The organism is Streptomyces sp. NPDC097640, assembly GCF_040302705.1.
Lineage (GTDB): Bacteria > Actinomycetota > Actinomycetes > Streptomycetales > Streptomycetaceae > Streptomyces.
This window is the reverse complement of sequence record NZ_JBEOSB010000021.1, coordinates 26,858-47,789: the sequence shown is the minus strand read 5'-3', so window position 1 is coordinate 47,789 and position 20,932 is coordinate 26,858. Positions and strand designations below refer to the sequence as shown.

General features: G+C 69.2%; 12 protein-coding genes. 5 read left to right on the top strand and 7 right to left on the bottom strand.

Translation table 11 applies throughout. The features are described 5' to 3' along the window. Window position 1: 1 nt before the first annotated feature. From ABTY62_RS29615 to ABTY62_RS29585, 7 genes are all read right to left on the bottom strand, one after another. Entirely contained in the window at window positions 2–1,138 is a 1,137-nt protein-coding gene (locus ABTY62_RS29615) for an acyl-CoA dehydrogenase family protein (protein ID WP_352132476.1), read from the bottom strand. Continuing rightward, window positions 1,135–1,902 carry a class II aldolase/adducin family protein gene (locus ABTY62_RS29610; protein WP_352132475.1) on the bottom strand — a complete coding sequence of 256 codons (768 nt, stop codon included), beginning with the start codon at window positions 1,900–1,902 and terminating at the stop codon, window positions 1,135–1,137. Before ABTY62_RS29610 ends, ABTY62_RS29615 begins: the two co-directional genes overlap by 4 nt. A gap of 7 nt (window positions 1,903–1,909) precedes the next feature. Further along, window positions 1,910–2,689: a dihydrodipicolinate reductase C-terminal domain-containing protein gene (locus ABTY62_RS29605; RefSeq protein ID WP_352132474.1), complete on the bottom strand. Its 780-nt coding sequence runs from the start codon at window positions 2,687–2,689 to the stop codon at window positions 1,910–1,912. Continuing rightward, window positions 2,679–2,945, bottom strand: coding sequence for an acyl carrier protein (locus ABTY62_RS29600; RefSeq protein WP_352132473.1), 267 nt, complete (start codon window positions 2,943–2,945; stop codon window positions 2,679–2,681). Before ABTY62_RS29600 ends, ABTY62_RS29605 begins: the two co-directional genes overlap by 11 nt. Window positions 2,946–2,960: 15 nt before the next feature. Next, on the bottom strand, window positions 2,961–4,451 hold the full coding sequence (locus tag ABTY62_RS29595) for a class I adenylate-forming enzyme family protein (RefSeq protein WP_352132472.1): 1,491 nt from the start codon (window positions 4,449–4,451) through the stop codon (window positions 2,961–2,963). Window positions 4,452–4,485: 34 nt separating this feature from the next. Next, window positions 4,486–5,931, bottom strand: coding sequence for a nitroreductase family protein (locus ABTY62_RS29590; protein ID WP_352132471.1), 1,446 nt, complete (start codon window positions 5,929–5,931; stop codon window positions 4,486–4,488). A 138-nt stretch (window positions 5,932–6,069) separates the two neighbouring features. Beyond that, window positions 6,070–7,359, bottom strand: coding sequence for a condensation domain-containing protein (locus ABTY62_RS29585; RefSeq protein ID WP_352132470.1), 1,290 nt, complete (start codon window positions 7,357–7,359; stop codon window positions 6,070–6,072). Window positions 7,360–7,510: 151 nt separating this feature from the next. Between ABTY62_RS29585 and ABTY62_RS29580 the strand changes: the two genes are divergently transcribed. From ABTY62_RS29580 to ABTY62_RS29560, 5 genes are read left to right on the top strand one after another with little or no spacing between them, the layout of a single operon-like run. Then, a complete protein-coding gene (locus ABTY62_RS29580; protein WP_352132469.1) occupies window positions 7,511–8,005 on the top strand; it encodes a cobalamin B12-binding domain-containing protein in 495 nt (164 codons plus the stop codon). A gap of 17 nt (window positions 8,006–8,022) precedes the next feature. Continuing rightward, window positions 8,023–9,414 (top strand): methylaspartate mutase, encoded by a 1,392-nt coding sequence (locus tag ABTY62_RS29575; protein WP_352132592.1) that lies wholly within the window; start codon window positions 8,023–8,025, stop codon window positions 9,412–9,414. 2 nt (window positions 9,415–9,416) lie between these two features. Continuing rightward, window positions 9,417–10,436: an asparagine synthetase A gene (locus ABTY62_RS29570; RefSeq protein WP_352132468.1), complete on the top strand. Its 1,020-nt coding sequence runs from the start codon at window positions 9,417–9,419 to the stop codon at window positions 10,434–10,436. Then, window positions 10,433–11,791, top strand: coding sequence for a glutamate synthase-related protein (locus ABTY62_RS29565; RefSeq protein WP_352132467.1), 1,359 nt, complete (start codon window positions 10,433–10,435; stop codon window positions 11,789–11,791). The genes ABTY62_RS29570 and ABTY62_RS29565 overlap by 4 nt, the downstream gene beginning before the upstream one ends. Next, window positions 11,788–20,892, top strand: a complete 9,105-nt coding sequence (locus ABTY62_RS29560; protein ID WP_352132466.1) for a non-ribosomal peptide synthetase — start codon at window positions 11,788–11,790, stop codon at window positions 20,890–20,892. Before ABTY62_RS29565 ends, ABTY62_RS29560 begins: the two co-directional genes overlap by 4 nt. Window positions 20,893–20,932: the final 40 nt, after the last annotated feature.

Sequence of the window (20,932 nt, the reverse complement as noted above, 5' to 3'; positions counted from 1 at the left end):
GTCACAGGGACTGGGCGATGGCGACGCGCTGGATCTGGTTGGTGCCCTCGAGGATCTGGAGGAGTTTCGCCTCCCGCATCCAGCGCTCGACCGGGAAGTCCTGGGTGTAGCCGTAGCCGCCGAGCACCTGGACCGCGTCGGTCGTGACCCGCATCGCGGTGTCCGTGGCGAACAGCTTGCACTTCGCGGCTTCGGCGGAGATCGGTCTGCCCTGGTCCTTGAGCGCGGCCACCGAGTACAGCAGCGCTCGGGCCGCCGCGACCCGTGTGGCCATGTCGGCGAGCAGGAAGGAGATCCCCTGGAAGGAGATGATGGGGCTGCCGAACTGCGTGCGTTCCTTGGCGTACGCCACGGCGTGGTCGAGTGCCGCTTGGGCGAGGCCGACCGCACACGCCGAGACGCCGAGGCGGCCGTGGTCGAAGACATGGGCGGCGACGAGCATGCCACGGTTGCGGCGACCGATCATGCGCTCGTCGGGCACCCGCACCCCGTCGAACGCGATCTGTGCCGTGGGCAGTGAGCGCACCCCCATCTTCCGCTCATGGGCCAGGGGGCGCAGGCCCTCCGTGTCCGCGTCGACCAGGAAGCAGGACAGACCGCCCAGGCCGGATCCTCCGGTGCGGCAGTAGACGTTGTAGACGTCCGCGACACCCGCGTGGCTCACCCAGGCCTTGGTGCCCGAGATCACGTAGTGATCGTCTTCCGCCACCGCTCTGGTGGACATGGCGGCCAGGTCGGAGCCCGCCTCCGGCTCGGACATGCAGTTGGCGGCCAGGAGTTCGCCGCTCAGCATGCGTGGCAGCAGGTGTCCCCGCAGTTCGTCCGATCCGAACCGGGCCAGACCCTGGCATGCCAACACCTGGAGGTGCACGGACTCCGCGACGGCCAGCCAGCTGCCGGCCAGCCGCTCGATCACCCTCAGGTAGACGGTGTAGCTCTGCCCACCGCCGCCCCACCGCTCGGGGAAGGGCAGCGACATCAGTCCCTGCTTCCCCATGAGCCGGACGAGCGTCTCGGGGAACCGCCCGGCCTCCTCGTACTCGGCCGCCCGCGGCTCCAGTTCCTCCCGGGCCAGCTCGTCGACGAGCGCGAACAGTTCCCGGTGTTCGGCGGATTCGACGGATGAGTGGGCGTTCACGCGGCCTCCCGCGAGGCCTGGGCCGGCCAGTCCGCGGTCTCCGGCCAGTGGCGCCGCACCTGCCCGACCGCGTGGTCCCAGTAGGAGCGGACGGACAGGTCGGCGTAGATGAAGGCCCGCTTGCCGTCCACGTCCTCGAGTGAGGATGAGTGGTAGCCGCCCGGCACCCGCTCGGCCATCAGCTGGAGCCGGCAGGCCCGCTCCAGAGTGTGTGCGTGCACCGTCGCATGCCGGATGGACTTGCCGACGATCACGCCACCGTGATTGCGCAGCAGCGCCGCCGGGTTGTCCCCCAGCGCGCCCGCCACCTGCTCCCCCGTGGCGATGTCGAGGATGGTGTTGCTGGTCAGGGTGAAACGGGGCAGCCGGCCCTCGAAATAGGCGCCGTCGTGCGACACGGCGCGCAGGTCCAGGTCGGTCGCTCCGAACACCAGGGTGTGCGGCGCGTGGCTGTGCACGATCGCGTTGACATCGGGACGTGCCCGGTACACCGCTTGGTGCAGCGCCAGCTCCGGGGGCGCCAGCGCGGGCGCCTGCGCGGCGGGGTCGACCGGCGCCACGATCACATCGTCGGGTACGCACTCGTCGAAACCCTTGAGCGCGCCCTTGATCAGCATGTAGTCCGCGCCGGGCACCCGGGCGGAGACCTGCCCCTGGTTGAAGTCGTCGTGGCCGCCCAGGGACAGAGAACGCGCCGCGACGGCGACATGGGCCCGCAACCGACGGGCGAGGGGCGGCAGCGTGGCCGGGGTCTGCTGGGTCACGTGTGTCTCACGTTTCTGCGAGGGACGATTCGCTGGCGGACGGCAGATCGCGGTCTCCGTCGCGGACCGCTACGAAGAACAGTCCGTCGTAGACCTGCTTGACCGTCACCAGACCGGCGGGAGCGCCATGGGCCCACGCGGCGACGGCGAGCGCTCCGGGTGCCGCGGCCGCCAGGTCTCGTACGTCGTGGTGCAGCGTCAACGACTCGTCCGCGAAGTCGAGGTGCACCGCGTGCTCACTGACCTGATGGCCGGCACGGAAGGAGGCCACCTCATCCACCGCCGCGCCGTCCGTGTGCGCCTCCCAGGTCGCCGCCAGGGAGCGCGCCGACGCGCTCGGGCGGTCCCGCTTGGCCACGGTGTGCCGCTCCAGGAGCCCCACGCGCGGCAGGGGCAAGGCCGACGCACGGAGGAGCCGCCCCGCGACGCCCAGCAGATGGTCCTGGAGCCAGTGGCCGAGCGACAGGTTGACCGCGCGGACCACGGTCACCGATCCGCCGAGCTCCGCCAGGAGCGGCTCGCCGTCGGGCCCGATGTCGGAGGCGCAGGCGATGAGCGAGGAGCGGGTGTCCCGGCAGTACGCGACCGTGCGGGGCAGGACCTCGCCGCGCGACGCGTCGATCACCACGGTCGGCGGCTGCTCGGCCGTCCACGCACCGCAGTGTGCGGTCATCACGACCGGGATGCCGCGCAGCGCGCACTCGGCGACGATCCGCGAACCGAGCCGGCCGGTGGCGCCGACGACACCGATCCGGAGCCCGGGGGCGCTCCGCTGGTCAGGCGGCACCTGCCACCCCTTCAGCGGCCATGTACGCCACGATTCCGGGGATCGTCTGCATGAAGGTGGTGTCACCTTCCAGGTCGATGTAGATGCCGAACTCGGTCTCGATCGAGTCGATCAGGCGCAGATACGACAGTGAGGAGAGCCCCTTCTCGGCCAGCGTGTTGCCGTCGGTGAGCGCGCTCTCCGGGCTCAGCGTGCCCTCGCTGGCCTCCTCCACCAGTTCGGCGACGCGGCGGGCGAGGGTCTGGTCGTTCGGCATGGGTGATGGTCTCCCTCAGGAAGTGAAAGCGGAATCGGTGGCTTTGAGGAACAGCTCACGCGCCGCGTTCATGCGCGGCTTGCCGACGCCCGTCGTCGGGATCTCGGGCACGACGACGACACGCTCGGGGACCTTGTGGGAAGCGAGCCGTTCCAGGCAGCGGGCGCGCAGCCCGTCCTCGGTGAGGCCGTCGGGTCCGCTGACGACGGCGGCGAGCATCGGGTCGCCGTTGCGCTTCTCCACGGCGAAGACCACCGCTTCGGCGGCGCCGGAGGCGAGCAGGGCGCGGCGCACCTCCACCGAGTCGATCTTGCGCCCTCCGATGTTCAGCCGGGAACCGGCCCGGCCCGCGAGGTGGAGCCGGCCGTCCCGCAGGCTGCCCAGGTCGTGGGTGGCGTAGAAGCCGTCCGCGTCCAGCCGTGCCTCGAAGGCGCCGGGCGCGTTCAAATAGCGCGACCCCATGGATGTGCTGCGCACCCGGATGTCACCACTCGTGCCGCTTCCGTCGCCGAAGAGGAACTCGACTCCGGGCAGGGGCCGGCCCTGGCCGTGCTCCGGAGCGGGGCGGGGGTCGAAGGTCAGCGGCCCGGTCTCGGCGACACCGTAGTAGTTGCACACCGCGAGGCCGTGCCGGGTGCGGAGTTCCTCGGCCGTCGCGGGCTTCAGCGGCGCCGCCGAGGACAGGGCGACCTTCAGCTCGGCGAGTTCGGGGACGGGCTCCGGGCGGCGCAGCAGGGACTCGTACAGGGCGGGGAAGCCGGTGAGCCGGGTCGGCCGTATCTCGCGCAGGAAGCGGATCACCTGTCCCGAGGTGGGCAGGCCCGACGGCAGCCACAGCGCCGCGCCCGCCAGGAACGCGGCCAGCAGCGAGGTGTTGAACGCCAGCCCGTTGAAGAGCCCGGCGAAGCACAGGATGCGGTCGTCGGCGCCGAGACCGGTCGCGTCGCGCCAGGACAGGGCGGCGTTGTGGACCGCCGTACCGGAGAATTCGATACAGCTGGGCGACCCGGTCGAGCCGGAAGTGAAGCGGCACACCTCGGTCGACGCGAGCGGCTCCGGGCGATCGGCGATCGGCCGCTGCGCGTCCGGTGCCGTGCGGGTGAGCTCGTAGCCGCCGGAGGTGACGGAGCCGGACGGTTCGATCCCCAGGTGGAGAGGGCGGTCGTGGACGACGGCGTCGATGCCGCAACTGGCGGCGACGGCGCGGATCTCCTCCGGGGCCAGGGCCGGGTCGAGCAGGAAGGGCAGGGCGCCCGCGCGCAGCAGGCCCACGTAGGCGACGACGTACGAGGCCGAGTTGGCCGCGAGGATGACGACTCGGGGACGTGCCGCGGCCGGGCCTGGTGCGGCGGCCTCGCTCCACCAGGGGCCGAACTGCGTACTGAACTCCTCTGCCGCCACGTCGAGTTCGGCGTAGGTCAGCCGGCGTCGCGTGTCGGCGACGGCGAGTCGGTCCGCGTGCTGTGTCAGGAGGTCGGTGAGGACCTGGTTCAGCACCCCGGGCATGTCGTTCCTCCGAGTCCGTGGTCCGGTGGATGGCCTATTCGCCGTGTGCGTAGGCGACTTGGGCGCGGTCGTGCTTGATCGAGCCAGCCTGGTCGACGCCGAGCGCCAGCAGATACAAGGGCTCGTCCTCGACCGTCAGACCGGCGTACTCGCGCCACAGGTCCGGGTCGTAGCCGCCGATGGTGGTGATGGCCACGGAGTTCAGGCCGGCACCGAGATAGAGCAGGTGCGCGCCGCACGAGGCGCGGAACACGGCGTCGCGGAGATCGCGCGGACCACCGGAGAAGAGCTCGCCGCGGGGGATGTGGAACAGCACGTACCCGGCCGCGACCCGCGCGTTGGCCTGGCCCATGCAGGAGCGGACCAGCAGGTCGAGGTCGCGGAATCGGTCCGGCACGGTCACCCCGATGCGGCTGCCGCGCAGGGTGTCCGAGCACACCCGGGCCGTCGGCCCGTCGTGCAGCAGGAGCATCGCGCGCACGCCCCGGTCCGTTTCCGTGGCGGTCAGATCGGCCGGGAGCGGGGTGTCCAGCGCCGCCAGCATGCCCAGGAGCGCGCCCGGCTCGGGTACGTCCCCGGAGAACCGCTTGCAGGAGCGTCGCCGCCGAGAGGCCTCTCGCCACTGGGTGCGCGGGATCGCCCCGGGGGCCGAAGGGCGCAACCCGGTGGCCATGCGGGCGGCGGTGTGCAGCAGTGCGGGCGCGGCGAACGGCTCCGAACAGTCGTACACCGCCGCCGAGAGCCCCGACCAGCACACCTCCTCCAGTTGGCCGGTGCCCGCGGGGTCGTCGTCATCCGCCATCCGGACCGTCGCCCAGTCGCTGGTCTCGCCCCGCGTGTGCGGTCGGCCGATCGTGATGACCGAATGCACTTCGCGGTGGGGCAGACAGGGTTCGACGGCGGCCCGGATCTCGGCGCGGGGGCCGTGCAGCCGCAGCACGGCCGGACCGTCCTGGAGAGCGGTTCCGAGCAGGTTCGTGGCCGCGTGTCCCGTGTCCAGCTGCGTGTAGAGATAGCCGCGCGAGCCGTACTTCCGCATCGACAGCCAGGGCCGGGCCAGGAGGATGACATGCGCCACGGCCTCGCCACCGTCCGGCAGTCGCACCGGACCCAGCAGCCGGGCCAGGCGCTCGGCCGGTCCGCTCAGCCGCACACAGGTACGGCGCAGAAGGTCCATCCAGAACAGCGCGTGGCCCGGGGGGTGTGGCGATGAGCCCGCCGGACGGCCGTCCTCGTCCACCAGCACCAGGACGTCGTACGGATAGATGGCGCCGGCCGACGGCACCTGACGCCCCTCCTGCGCGGGCCGCCCGAGGAGCGCGTCGGTCACCACGCGCACGGCCTGCCGCAGTCCCTGGCTGCGCGGCTCCTCCACCTCGAGCCGTGGGACGGGAGGGAGCTCCGTCATATCCAGCCAGGCGGCCAGTAACCGCTCGTCGGGCACGGCGCAGGTATCCGAGTTGAACGCAGCAGAACTCACTGAGGGACCTCGATGCCATTCATTGCAGTGAACCAGTATATACCTGAGAGGATGATATTTTCCCTCTCAGCAAGCTACTTGAGTCACCTATCTACGATCGGCAGTTTCGTCGGCAGAATCGAGGGCAGCTTCGTCGGATCACCGTTTCCCGAGCCCCAGCCCGCGCGCCTCCGACACCAGTACCTCATGAATTCCCAGCAGTAGTTCCGATACCAGCTCCTTGCCAACCTGTCTGCCCCGCAGCCAGATGGTCAACGCCTCTGAACCGTCCTCGATGAAGCGGGTGTGGAACTGGGGGCCGATCGCGGAAACCTGCTGCTCCCACTTCACCACCGGTATATCGGATTCCCCTGGCTCCGCCATCCCGGCCACCGCCGGACGGACCATGTAGTTGAATGCCCAAACCGGCTCGGGGTCGATACTCGCGGAGGGGAAGCGCTGCTTGATCAGCCGGATCGAATCCGGGTCGTACACGCCCATGCGATAAGCCAGGAACGCCGCTTTGTCGACGTTCTGCGCGAGCTCCCCGAAGCCGGTTCCCGATCCGGCGTCCAGGCAGCCGGCGGCCCATTGGTTCATCGAGGTCACATAGCCTCCCCAACGGGCGTTGCCGCGATTCGACGACTGGAGTCGAACCGGCACCGACGGCAGCCCGCACACCTGGGCCACCGCCCTTGCGTAGGCGGTCAGAAGCACGGACGACTTCGAGAGGGAGAGCCGCTCCGCCAGCCACTGGGCCGCCGACTGGGCCGCGGTCGACCGAACGGAGGCCTGCAACACGGGAAACCGACCGTCGGCCGAGGTGGGACGGGGCTGCTGCGGGATCTCGGCCGAGGCGCCGAGAACCTTCTCCCAGTGCCGTTCGGCCGCGGTACGCCGAGCCTTGAAAGGGTCGCCCCGCTGGTCCTCCGCCATGGTGATCAAGCTGTAGGAATCCGCCCGGCCGAGAAATGATCCGGGATCGGCCAGGGCCTTGGGAAATTCCTCTCTGAGGATCCCTTGGGACCAGTTGTCCGCCGTCAGGTGATGGTGCGTGAACACCAGGTGCGTCGCCACGCCGGAGCGCGTCAGGACGCGGCCACGCCAGCCGAACTCAGAGGTCAGGTCGAAGGGTTGGGCCGCCATGCGGCGAGCTGTCCCCTCTATATCCCCGACGCCCTCTTCCGACACATTGAGATCGGGCAGCGAATTCGGTTCGTGAACCAGCTGGACGGGGTTTTGCGGATCGCTCAGATCATATGTCGTACGCAGTGATGGATGGTAATGAACGAGCGCCTTCAGGGCATCCTTGACGGCTGCCGTACCGGTCCCCTCCGGCAATTCCCAGACCGCCGATATGTTGACCTCGTGCCAACGGTCTCGAGGAAGTGTCTGGATGTCTCGCCACAGCGATATCTGCCCATAGGAAAGCTGGCCGGAAAAAGGCATAGGGGTGACCCTAGGCGGTGGGATCCAACTGGTCAAGGGCGTTGAATCTGCCGGTCAATCTTCCCCTGCAACTGCCCCTCGGCCGCACGGTGCCGCCGGTACTTTCTTGAAATTGCTGTCCCTATCGCGTAATTGGCAACGAGGTTCCTCAGTGAGTTCTGATCTGCTCAGCCACCGGCGCGCCGGTTCCGGCGTGGGTGCGCCGGACACCTCCGCCGCCCACCGTGGCGGCCTGCGCATCGTGCTCACCAGCACCGCATCCGATGCCCACACCTGGAATCTGGTGTTCCTGCAACTCCTCCTCGAGGAGCTGGGCCACCGCGTGGTCAACCTCGGCCCTTGTGTACCGGAGGAACTTCTCATCGCCAAGTGCACCGAGCACCGGCCCGACCTCATCGTCGTCAGTACCGTCAACGGACACGGCCACCTGGACGGGGTACGCCTGATCAGCGCCGTCCGCTCCGATCCTGGGCTCGGTGCCGTCCCGGCCGTGATCGGCGGCAAGCTGGGCGTCCTCGGTACGGGCGACCCGGCCCGCACCAGCGCGCTGTTGGCCGCCGGGTTCAGCGCGGTCTTCGAGGACGGGGAGGGACTGGGTCCGCTGCGGTCCTACCTCGACGCCCTATCCGTCGGCGCCGGGGCCTGAGCGTGGACCAAACCACCATGGGCCGCTCGGCCCGCACCCTCGCCGAGGGCCGAGGTGTGCAGCGGCCATCCGTGTCGTTCGGGGCCTTTGTGCGTGCCGCCCAGCGCCGGGGAGAGCTGGTGGTCCAGCCGCGGATGGGCTTCGCGGCACCGGCCGCGATGCGCCGGGGGCTGCTCGCGACCAAGCGCGCCGCCGCCACCACCGTCGGCACCCTCACCCTCGACAGCTTCACTCGCACCGGTGACGAGGGAGCCGCGCTGCGCGCGCTCGGCCGGGGTGAGGATCTCAACGGCTATCCGATCGTCGCGCACGGCCCGGCCACTACCCGGGCCGTCCTGGACGGAATCCACGGCCCGGACTTTCCCGTCCAGGTCAGACACGGTTCCGCCGCTCCGCAGGAGATCTTCCGCACACTGCTCCTGTCCGGGCTCGACGCCACCGAAGGCGGCCCCGCCTCCTACTGCCTGCCCTACGGCCGTCGCCCGCTGGCCGAGTCGCTGATCAATTGGCGTGAGTGCTGCGAACTGCTTGCCGACGTAAGGGAGTTCGGTGGCGAGCCGCACCTGGAGACCTTCGGCGGCTGCATGATGGGGCAGCTCTGCCCCCCTTCGCTGCTGATCGCCCTGAGCGTGTTGGAAGGTGTCTTCTTCCGGGCCCACGGACTGCGCAGCGTCTCGCTCAGCTATGCCCAGCAGACCCATCCCCGCCAGGACACACTCGCCGTCAACGCCCTGCGTGTACTGGCCGGCGAGCTGCTCACCGGGATCGACTGGCACATCACCCTCTACACCTACATGGGTGTCTATCCACGCACCGAGGGTGGCGCCCGGCTGCTCAACGAGAGCGCGGCCAGGCTGGCGAGAGACACCGGTGCGGCCCGGCTGATCGTCAAGACAGCCGCCGAGGCCCTGCGCATCCCCACGGTCGAGGAGAACATCGAGGCATTGGAGAGCGCAGGCGCGGCCGCGGCCGCCGTGGCGCCCGCGACGGGCTCCGCTCCCCCGCCGGACACCCCCGGCGACAACCAGGTCCTTGCCGAGGCTCGCGCCCTGGTCGAGGCAGTCCTGGACCTCCATCTCGACCCCGGACAGGCCCTGCTGCTCGCCTTCGAGCGAGGCTTCCTGGACGTGCCGTTCTGTCTGCACCCGGACAATCCCCAGCGCGCCCGCAGCTATCTCGACCCCACCGGATGGCTGCGCTGGAGCGACATCGGCGCCATGCCCATCGGCGGCGTCGCCGAAGTCAGCCGCCATCAGCAGATGGCCTCGGCCGATCTGCTGTCCTCGCTCACCTATGTGGAGAGAAGGTTCGACGCCCTGGCGTTGCAACGGGAATCGCTGCCCGCCCAGCCACCCCAGTCCGCCACGTCCGTCACGTCCGCCACGTCCGCCACGTCCGCAAAGGAATGAACATGCCCCTCAACCCGTCGCCCACGGCCGGTCGGGACGAGGCCTTCGTGCCCCCGCAGCCGCACGAACACCTCACCTCCGCCACCACCAGGAACATGCTCCTGATCCAGAGCGCACTCCTCCAGGGCGCCCGGGAATACCTGTGCGACGAGGGCTTCGTCGAGCTTCTGCCGCCGGTCGTCGGCCCGGTCACCGACCCCGGCTGCCGCGGCGCGAAGCAGGTCGACATCGACTACTACGGTCGCCGCTACAAGCTGATGACCAGCGTCATCTTCTACAAGCAGGCCGCCCTGCTGGCTCATCCCAAGATCTTCTACATCGCGCCCTGCGTCCGGCTGGAGCCCTTCACCACCTCCTCGACTCTGCGGCACCTGACCGAGTTCCACCAGATCGATGTCGAGGCGGCGGACACCTCGCGCGAGGAGATGCTGGAGGTCTGCCAGGGGGTCGTACGCGGCGCACTTCAGCGCGTCATCAAGCAACTTCCCCATGTCCTTGAGGAGTTGGGACGCGATCCGGGGGCCTTCACCGATCTCCTGGAACAGCCGTTCCCCAGTATCAGACACATGGACGTGGTCGAGACCCTGCACAAGATGGGCCACGAGCAGAATCCCGACGGCGAGATCGACTGGGAGGGCGAGGCGCTCATCTCGCGGCAGCACACCCTTCCGTTCTTCATCACCGACTATCCCAAGGGCTCGCGCGGCTTCCCCGACCGGGAGAGCCATACGCTCCCGGGCCGGCTCCGGAACTTCGACCTGGTGGCCCCCGAGGGCTACGGCGAACTGTGCAGCGGCAGCGAGCGGGAGGGAGACTACACGCGGGTCATCGAGCGGATGCGGGAGACCGGCGAGAACCCCGCGAAGTACGAGTGGTATCTCAAGGCGTTCAAAGAGGGCGGCATCCCGCAGAGCGCGGGTTTCGGCCTCGGCGCTCAGCGCCTGACCCGTTATGCGGCCGGACTGCACTCCGTGTGGCAGGCCAGCGCCTTCCCGAAGCTGCCCGGGGTGATGGCACCATGACCCGGCTGAGCGCTCCGGGTCTGCCCGAGGAGGCCATCCGCGAGCGCGCCCGCATCGGTCGCGAGGCCGCCTTCCCACCCCGGGCGTCGTACGGGAAAAGGCTGTTCGGGGCGGCGGGAGAGACGGCCGGTCAAGGACGGGACGACCCCCTCGACACCCTGCGGCTCGTACCGCCCGTCTTCATGCCACAGCGCCTGGAAAAGCTGGTCGAGTTGGGCCGCGAGCCCGTCTATCAGGATGTCGCGCTCGACACCGCAATCGGGGGGTTCCGTTCCCCGCTGCCGGTGTACATCACGGCCTTCGGTTCCACCCGGGCGGCCAGTGGCGACCTGGGCGTACCCCTGAGCCGCCAGGCCGCCCGGCTGGGACTGCCGATGGTGATCGGCGAGAACATCGTCCCCGTCAACGGGTACGGCAGGCTCGCCCAGACCCCGGACAGCGCGTCGCTGCTGGCCCGCATCAGCGCCTACGTCGAGGAGGTTCCGGAGGGGTACGGAGGCGTGGTCGTGCAGCAGTGCACCGAGGACGCCGACGCCGAAGTGTGGAACCTCGTCTACAGCGACCCGGCTGCCCAGCCGCTGGTCGAGACCGGCAGGCTGGCCTTCGAGCTGAAGGTCGGGCAGGGGGCGAAGCCCGGTCTCGGCGGGATGACGGTGGTGGATGAAGCGACCGCCGGACAGCTCATGGACCACTATCAGCTGGACGCGGTGTTCGGTCCCGGGACGCCAGGGGCGGGGGCGGGCGAAGCGGGGACGGGCGGGGACGCGGATGGCACCCCCGTGTCCTATCTGCGCAGCAGCAGCCCCGGCACATTCACCGAGGAAATCCTGCGCCAGCAGGTCCGGCTCTTGCGGAACAACTATCCGCAGGCCCGGGTCTGGGTGAAGCTCCACCCCGGCCGGGATGTCGCGGAGGCCGCCGCGGTGGCGTGGCGGGCGGGCGCGGACGCGGTCACCGTCGACGGCGCGGAGGGAGGCACCGGCTGGGCACCCCTGGCCTTCCTCGACGGTGTCGGACTGCCGCTGGCCGAATGTCTGCGCCGCATCGGGTCGCCCGCCGGGGACCTCCTGGCCAGCGGCCGGGTGTGGGAGGGCACCCGGGCGGTCAAGGCCATCGCGCTCGGTGCCACCGCGGTCGGCCTGGGCCGGGCCGCCCTGCTCTCGGTCGACGAGGACACCGAGTGCGGCCTGGAGCGATTCGTCGCCTGCCTCGCTCTGGAACTGCGCCTGCTGATCAGCGCACTCGGGAAGTACAGCCCGGGAGTCGTGGGGCGCGAGGACGTCTGGCCAACACCCGAGCCGGTCGCTCACACCGGTCACGGCGAGGAGAGAAGCCTCCGTGACGAATCCGTGTGAGCAAGAGGACGGTCGTCACCGTCCCGAAGAGACCGCGCCCTGAGCCGACACGCCGCCACGAGCCGAACCCAGCCGAACTACGCGGGGAGCAGACGGTGTCCCACCTCATCGAACCCGAAGACGGTCACGCCCGGCAGCTCACCCTGCACGAACTCTTCGAAGCGCAGACGCGGTCGACGCCGGACTCTGTCGCGCTCGTCCACCGGAGCGACACCCTCTCCTACGCGGAGCTCAACCGCCGGGCCAACCGGCTGGCCCGCCACCTGGTGCGATCGGGGGTTCGGCCCGGGACGGTGACCGGCATCCACCTGGAGCGGTCCCTGGAGATGGTGGTCGCGCTGCTCGCCGTGCTCAAGGCCGGTGGCGGCTACACCCTGCTGGACCCCGGCTTCCCCGAGGCGAGGTTGCGTACGGCGCTGACCACGTCGGAGGCCGCGCTGCTGATCAGCCGTGCCGGTCTGCCCCCACTGGTGTCCGGCCCGGCGGGGCCCGAGGTCGTCCTCGTCGACGTCCCAGGTGTGCGGGCGGCTCTCGACGGACAGCCGGACGACGACCTGGGCCGAACCGCGTCAGCCGGAGACGTGGCCTGCGTGATGTTCACCTCGGGGTCGACCGGTACCCCGAAGGGAATCGCCTCTTCCCACCGGGCGCTCACCGGCACCTACCTCGGCCAGGACTATGCGCACTTCGGCCCCGAGGAGGTGTTCCTCCAGTGTTCGTCCATGTCCTGGGACGCCTTCGCCCTCGAACTGTGGGGCGCGCTGCTCTTCGGTGCCCGCTGTGTCCTGTTGCCCGGCTCCGACTCGGAACCCGCACTCATCGCCGATGCCGTGGCGGAGCACGGAATCACCATGCTCCAGCTGTCCGCGAGCCTCTTCAACTTCCTCGTCGACGAGTATCCGCAGGCGTTCGAGGGTGTACGGATCGCCTTCACCGGCGGCGAGGCGGGTTCCGTGGCGCACGTCACGAAGATCGGCCGCCGATATCCGCGACTGCGCGTCGTCAACGGCTACGGTCCGGCCGAGAGCATGGGTTTCACCACCTGCCACGTGGTGACCCCGGAGGACGCGCGGGCGTCCTCCCTGCCCATTGGGCGTCCGATCGCCAACAAGGATGTGCTGATCCTCGACACCGAACTCCAGCGGGTCACGACGGGCGAGACCGGCGAGCTGTACGCGACCGGGATCGGGCTGGCTCAGGGTTATTTGGGGCGTGCCGGGTTGTCGGCGGAGCGTTTTGTGGCGTGTCCGTGGGGGGCCGCGGGTGAGCGGATGTATCGGACGGGGGATTTGGCGCGGTGGTCGGCGGATGGGGTGCTGGAGTATGTGGGTCGTGCCGATGATCAGGTGAAGGTGCGGGGTTTCCGTATTGAGCCGGGCGAGGTGGAGGCCGCGCTGATGGCCTGCGCCGGGGTGGTTCAGGCCGTGGTGGTGGTACGGGAGGACCGGTCCGGGGATCGGCGGCTGGTGGGCTATGTGGTGCCGGCGGCGGGTGTGGCGGTCGACGGGGTGGGGGTGCGTGCCGCGCTGGCTGCGCGGCTGCCGGAGTACATGGTGCCGTCGGTGGTGACGGTGCTGGACCGGCTGCCGCTGACACCGAATGGAAAACTGGACCGACGAGCGCTTCCGGTGCCGCAGTATGCAGTGGAGCCGGGCCGGGGGGCCGCGACGCCGACGGAGGCGTGGCTGTCGGGGTTGTTCGGCGAGGTGCTGGGGCTGGATTCGGCCGGGGTCGGGATCGAGGCGAGCTTCTTCGATCTGGGTGGTCACTCTCTGCTGGCCGCACGGCTGATCAGTCGTATCCGGGCCGGGCGCGGCGTGGAACTGGGCATTCGTGCGTTGTTCAATGCGCCGACGGTGGCCGGGTTGGCGGTGTTGATTGATTCCGGGTCGGTGGGTGCGGGGGTTTCGGGTGGGCGTCCGGTGGTTGGGGGGCGGGTGCGTCCTGAGCGGTTGCCGTTGTCGTTCGCGCAGCGGCGGATGTGGTTCTTGCGTGAACTGGAAGGGCGGAGCTCGACATACAACACCCCGCTGCGGATGCGGTTGGACGGCTCGGTGGACGCGGCAGCGCTGCGGGGTGCGCTGGCCGATGTGGCGGGGCGCCATGAGGTGCTGCGGACCCGGTATCCGCTGTTCGCCGGGGAGCCGTACCAGGAGATCGGTGAGGCGGCAGCCCGGCTGTCGGTGGTGAAAGTGGCCGCTGGTGAGCTTGAGGGGGCGGTGAGCGAGGCCGAGGGGTATTGCTTCGACCTCGCGGCAGAGGTGCCGGTGCGGGCCTGGCTGTTCGAGGAGGCCTCGTCCGGCGAGCGGGTGCTGTTGCTGCTCTTGCACCACATCGCCAGCGACGGCTGGTCGGTGGGCCCCCTGCTACGGGACCTCGGCAGGGCCTACAGGGCCAGAGTTTCGGGCTGGCGGCCGACGTGGGACGCGCTGCCGGTCCAGTACGCGGACTACACCCTGTGGCAGAGGGAGCTGCTGGGCTCAGAGGAAGATCCAGCGAGTCTGGCCAGCACCCAATTGGCTTATTGGGGTGGGGCGTTGGCCCGACTCCCTGAGGAGTTGGTTCTGCCGCGCGATCGGCCGCGGCCGGCGGTGGCGTCGTTCCGGGGCGCCACGGTCGGATTGTCGGTCGGCGCCGAGGTGCATGCGCGAGTGGAACGTGTGGCCCGGGAGCGGGGCGCCAGCGTGTTCATGGTGCTGCACACGGCACTGGTGGCCCTGCTCTCCCGCATCGGGGCAGGCACGGACGTCCCGGTGGGTTCGGTGACCGCAGGCCGCACCGATGAATCGCTGGAAGACCTGGTCGGCTTCTTCGTCAACACACTCGTCCTACGGACAGACGCGAGCGGAAATCCAACCTTCGCGGAACTACTCGACCGCGTACGCGACGTGGATCTGGCGGCGTATGAGCACCAGGACGTGCCCTTCGAACGGGTCGTGGAGAAGCTGAACCCGGCTCGGACGGCGGGCCGACACCCGCTGTTCCAGATCATGCTGGTACTCCAGAACAACGCCCGCCCCGCGCTGGAACTCGGCCCGGTACGCACAGCCCCCGAACCCGTCACCGTACGCAACGCCAAATTCGACCTCTTCGCCGAACTGGAAGAGACCTTCGACGAACAGGGACGCCCCGCCGGTATCCACGGAGTACTGGAATACGCCACAGACCTCTACGAACACACGACCGCCGATCGCCTGGCACAGGCATTCACACGACTGCTCGACGCCGCCGGCGCCCAACCCGATCTCCACCTGAGCGACCTCCCACTGGCGGACCCCGCTGCGCAGCGGGCCCAGATGGCGGCCTGGAACGACACAGCCCGCCCCTATCCGCCCACCACGCTGCCCGCACTCTTCGAAAAACAAGCCGCCCACACACCCGAAGACACCGCCCTCATCTGCGACAACCACAGACTCACCTACCGCCAACTCAACGAACGAGCCAACCAGCTCGCCCATCATCTGATCTCGCTGGGCGTGGGTCCGGAGGACTACGTCGCCCTCGCGCTGCCCCACACCGAGTCGGCGATCATCGCGGTGTTCGCTGTGCTGAAGGCGGGGGCTGCGTATGTGCCGGTCGACCCGTCCTATCCGCGGGACCGCATCGACTACCTCGTCGAGGACACCCAGCCGGTGTTGATCCTGTCGACACGGCTCGCGGCATCGGCTCTCCCTCAAGGAGCATCCGCGCCGATCCTGCTCCTGGATGACGCGGCCTTGACCGAAGCCCTCGCGGACCGGCCGATCGCGAACCCGACGGACACCCACCGCGTGCGCGAGCTGCGTCCGTACAGCTCCTCCTATGTCATCTACACCTCGGGCTCCACCGGCCGCCCCAAAGGCGTGGTCGTCACCCATGCCAACGCAACCAACTTCGTGCGCTGGGCCGTCGACGAGTTCGGTGCGGAAGGCCTGGCCCATGTGCTGCTCACCACGTCATTCAATTTCGACGTGTCGGTCTTCGAGATGTTTGCCCCACTCATGTGCGGCGGCACGATCGAGATCCTGCACGACCTGCTGGACCTCACGGACCGTAGCTCCGGCGCGCGGCGCGTCAGCTTGATCAGCGCGGTACCGTCCGCGCTCGCCGGGGTCATCGCGCACGCCGATGTCGACGTGACGGCGGAGACCGTTGTGCTCGCTGGTGAGGGACTGCCCGCAGCGGTGGCGACCCACATCAAGAAGGCGCTGTCGGCCAGTCGGCTGATGAACGCCTACGGCCCCACCGAGGCCACGGTGTACGCCAGCACCTGGTGGCAGGAGGACAGCGCCGGCATGGCGTCCCCGATCGGTCGCCCGGTGGCGAATACGCGGATGTTCGTGCTGGATTCGGGGCTGCGGCCGGTGCTGCCAGGTGTGGTGGGCGAGTTGTATATCGCGGGTGCCCAGCTGGCCCGAGGATATTTGGGGCGGGCGGGGTTGTCGGCGGAGCGCTTTGTGGCGTGTCCGTGGGGGTCTGCGGGCGAGCGCATGTACCGCACCGGGGATTTGGCGCGATGGTCGGTGGACGGCGTGCTGGAGTATGCGGGACGTGCCGATGATCAGCTGAAGGTACGGGGCTTCCGTATCGAGCCGGGCGAGGTGGAGGCCGCGCTGATGGCCTGCGCCGGGGTGGTTCAGGCCGTGGTGGTGGTACGGGAGGACCGGTCCGGGGATCGGCGGCTGGTGGGCTATGTGGTGCCGACGGCGGGTGTGGCGGTCGACGGGGTGGGGGTGCGTGCCGCGCTGGCTGCGCGGCTGCCGGAGTACATGGTGCCGTCGGTGGTGACGGTGCTGGACCGGCTGCCGCTGACACCGAATGGAAAACTGGACCGACGAGCGCTTCCGGTGCCGCAGTATGCAGTGGAGCCGGGCCGGGGGGCCGCCACATCTACGGAAATGTGGCTGGCGGGATCGTTCGCCGAGGTGCTCGGGGTGGACGCGGCCCGCATCGGGGCCGAGGACAACTTCTTCGACCTCGGGGGTCACTCCCTGCTGGCGGCCCGACTGATCAGCCGCATCCGGACCACACGCGCCGTGGAACTGGGCATTCGTACGCTCTTCAACACACCGACCGTGGCCGGGTTGGCCGCGATCGTCGATTCCGGGGCGGTGGGTGCGGGGGTCTCCGGCCGCCGTCCGGTGGTTGGGGGACGAGTGCGTCCTGAGCGGTTGCCGCTGTCGTTCGCGCAGCGGCGGATGTGGTTCTTGCGGGAGCTGGAAGGGCGGAGCTCGACATACAACACCCCGCTGCGGATGCGGCTCGACGGAGCGGTGGACGCAGCGGCGCTGCGGGGCGCGCTGGCCGATGTGGTGGGGCGGCATGAGGTGCTGCGGACCCGGTATCCGCTGTTCGCCGGAGAGCCGTACCAGGAGATCGGTGAGGCGGCAGCCGGGCTGTCGGTGGTGAAAGTGGCCGCTGGTGAGCTTGACGGGGCGGTGAGCGAGGCCGAGGGGTATGGCTTCGACCTCGCGGCAGAGGTGCCGGTGCGGGCCTGGCTGTTCCACGAGCCCTCGTCCGGCAAGCGGGTGCTGTTGCTGCTGCTCCACCACATCGCCAGCGACGGCTGGTCGGTGGGACCCCTGCTACGCGACCTCGGCAAGGCCTACCAGGCCAGACTCTCGGGCACACGACCGACGTGGGACGCACTGCCGGTCCAGTACGCGGACTACACCCTGTGGCAGAGGGAATTGCTGGGCTCGCAGCATCATCCGACCAGCGTGGTGGATGCTCAGCTGGCCTATTGGCGCAAGGCGTTGGACGGGCTGCCCGAGGAGTTGGTTCTGCCGTGCGATCGGCCGCGGCCGGCGGTGGCGTCGTTCCGGGGCGCCACGGTCGGCTTGTCGGTCGATGCCGAGGTGCATGCGCGAGTGGAACGTGTGGCCCGGGAGCGGGGCGCCAGCGTGTTCATGGTGCTGCACACGGCACTGGTGGCCCTGCTCTCCCGCATCGGGGCAGGAACAGACGTCCCGGTGGGTTCGGTGACCGCAGGCCGCACCGATGAATCGCTGGAAGACCTGGTCGGCTTCTTCGTCAACACACTCGTCCTACGGACAGACGCGGGCGGAAATCCAACCTTCGCCGAGCTACTCGACCGCGTACGCGAAGTCGATCTCGCAGCGTATGAGCACCAGGCCGTGCCCTTCGAGCGAGTGGTCGAGGAGCTGAACCCGGCTCGGACCGCGGGCCGACACCCGCTGTTCCAGATCATGCTGGTACTCCAGAACAACGCCCGCCCCGCGCTGGAACTCGGCCCGGTACGCACAGCCCCCGAACCCGTCACCGTACGCAACGCCAAATTCGACCTCTTCGCCGAACTGGAAGAGACCTTCGACGAACAGGGACGCCCCGCCGGTATCCACGGAGTACTGGAATACGCCACAGACCTCTACGAACACACGACCGCAGACCGCCTGGCACAGGCATTCACACGACTACTCGACGCCGCCAGCACCCAACCCGATCTCCACCTGACCGACCTCCCACTGGCAGATGCCGCCACACAACAGGCCCAGCTGGCGGCCTGGAACGCTACAACCCGGCCCTATCCCCGCACCACCCTGCCCGCCCTGTTCGAAAAACAAGCCACCCGCACACCCGAACACACCGCCCTGATCTGCGACAACCACAGACTCACCTACCGCCAACTCAACGAACAAGCCAACCAAGTCGCCCGCTGCCTCGTCCTTCATGGGGTCGGCCCGGGACGGCTCGTAGCGGTCATGCTGCCCCGCTCCGTCGAGTTGATTGTCGCGCTTTACGCGATTCACAAGGCGGGTGCGGCGTATGTGCCGGTCGACCCGTCCTATCCGCGGGACCGCATCGACTACCTCCTCGAAGACGCCCAGCCGGTCCTGGTCATCGATGAGGGAACGTACGACTCGCTGAGTACACAGCGGGTATCGGCCGCTGTGCGATTGCCGTCGGCGAGGGAACTGGACCCGCAAAGCCCTGCGTACGTCATCTACACCTCGGGCTCCACCGGCCGCCCCAAAGGTGTGGTCGTTCCGCACCAGGGGATCGTCAACCGTCTGCTGTGGATGCAGTCCGAGTACGGGCTGGCTTCCGACGACCGAGTCCTTCAGAAGACGCCGTCCAGCTTCGACGTCTCGGTATGGGAGTTCTTCTGGCCACTGACAGTCGGAGCCACGCTCGTCATCGCCAAGCCGGAGGGGCACAAAGACCCGGGTTATCTGGCCTCGCTGATCCAACAGCAGGCGGTCACCACACTCCACTTCGTCCCTTCGATGCTTGAGGTCTTTCTTCAGCACGACGCGGTGCGAGGCTGTACCGGTCTGCGGCGGGTCTTCTGTAGCGGTGAGGCTCTTTCGGGCGATCTGGCCAGAAGGTTCCATGCGACCCTGAACGCCGAACTCCACAATCTCTACGGCCCGACGGAAGCGTCGGTGGACGTGACGTATTGGCGGTCCACGCCGTCCGGCGCCGATGGGGCGATGGTGCCGATCGGTCGCCCGGTGGCGAATACGCGGATGCTCGTGCTGGATTCGGGGCTGCGGCCGGTCCTGCCGGGCGTGGTGGGCGAGTTGTATATCGCGGGTGCGCAGCTGGCCCAAGGGTATTGGGGGCGGGCAAGGCTGTCGGCGGAGCGTTTTGTGGCGTGTCCGTGGGGGTCTGCGGGCGAGCGCATGTACCGCACCGGGGATTTGGCGCGATGGTCGGCGAACGGGGTGCTGGAGTATGCGGGACGTGCCGATGATCAGGTGAAGGTACGGGGCTTCCGTATCGAGCCCGGCGAGGTGGAAGCAGCGCTGATGGCCTGTACCGGGGTGGTTCAGGCCGTTGTCGTGGTACGGGAAGACAGTGCCGGAGACCGGCGGCTGGTGGGCTATGTGGTACCGGCGGCGGACGCCGCGATCGACGGGATGAGTGTGCGTGCCACGTTGGCCGCGCGACTGCCGGAATACCTGGTGCCGTCGGCCGTGACGGTGCTGAGTCGGTTGCCACTGACACCGAATGGAAAGCTGGATCGACGGGCGCTTCCCACGCCCGAATATGCTTTGGGAGGCTCGAGTCGAGCGGCTGCCACGCCCACGGAGACATGGCTGGCGGGATTGTTCGCCGAGGTGCTGGAGGTGGACGCGGCCCGCATCGGCGCCGAGGACAGCTTCTTCGACCTCGGAGGTCACTCCCTGCTGGCGGCCCGGCTGATCAGCCGCATCCGCACCACACGCGCCGTGGAACTGGGCATTCATGCGCTCTTCAACGCGCCAACGGTGGCCGGGCTGGCCGCGATCGTCGATTCCGGTGCGGCCGGTGCGGACGCCGTCGAAGCGACCGACCCGCTGGCGGTGATGCTGCCACTACGCGTCGGCGGTAACAGACCTCCGGTGTTCTGCATCCACCCCGCGGTCGGCATCGGGTGGGTCTATTCGGGTCTGCTGAGGTACTTGGACGCCGATACTCCGCTCTACGTCCTCCAGTCGCCGATGCTCTCCGACCCGACCGTGCGTCCCGGCAGCCTCGTGGAGATCGCCGAGACGTACATCGGGCACATGAGGAAGGTGCAGTCCACCGGTCCGTACAACCTCCTGGGCTGGTCATTCGGGGGCGGTGTGGCACAGGAGATCGCCGCTCGGCTGCAATCCGAAGGCGATGAGGTCGGGCTCGTCGCCGTTCTCGACGGCTATCCGGTCACCTCGGAGCCGGCACCGGCGCCATCCGGCCTCGGCGCTCTTCTGGACTCGCTGGGCATGTTGCCGGCGTCCAGCGGCGCCGCGGGCGGGGGCTCCGAGGGAGCGGTCGAGGACCGTTCACCCCACATCGACAAGGAGCGGTTCCTCAGCCTCGCCGCGGAGCCGGGCAGCCCGCTCTCGCTCCTCCCGGCGCGGGTGCTCGCGCTGCTCCCGCAGGTGTTCGCCACTCACGTCGCCCTGTCCGGGGCGATCAGCGGCCGCGTCTTCCGCGGCGATCTGCTCTTCTTCTCCGCCGCGGTGGACAGGGGGGACGGAGGGCCGGCTCCGGATGGGTGGCGCCCGTATGTGGCCGGGGCCATCGACGTAACGGACGTACCCGTCGCACACGGTGCCATGACCCGGCCCGAAGCGCTCGCGGTCATCGGTCCGGTACTTGCGGCGCGGCTTCGAACAGCGGTGTCGGCCTGAGCGGGACGGCCGCACGACGGCGGAAGTCAGGGGACTTGTG

Bases quoted from the DNA above. Each gene is read 5' to 3' on its own strand.
- ABTY62_RS29595 (WP_352132472.1), bottom strand. From the start codon at position 4,451: ATGCCCGGGGTGCTGAACCAGGTCCTCACCGACCTCCTGACACAGCAC.
- ABTY62_RS29570 (WP_352132468.1), top strand. From the start codon at position 9,417: ATGCCCCTCAACCCGTCGCCCACGGCCGGTCGGGACGAGGCCTTCGTG.
- ABTY62_RS29565 (WP_352132467.1), top strand. From the start codon at position 10,433: ATGACCCGGCTGAGCGCTCCGGGTCTGCCCGAGGAGGCCATCCGCGAG.
- ABTY62_RS29600 (WP_352132473.1), bottom strand. From the start codon at position 2,945: ATGCCGAACGACCAGACCCTCGCCCGCCGCGTCGCCGAACTGGTGGAG.
- ABTY62_RS29585 (WP_352132470.1), bottom strand. From the start codon at position 7,359: ATGCCTTTTTCCGGCCAGCTTTCCTATGGGCAGATATCGCTGTGGCGA.
- ABTY62_RS29575 (WP_352132592.1), top strand. From the start codon at position 8,023: ATGGGCCGCTCGGCCCGCACCCTCGCCGAGGGCCGAGGTGTGCAGCGG.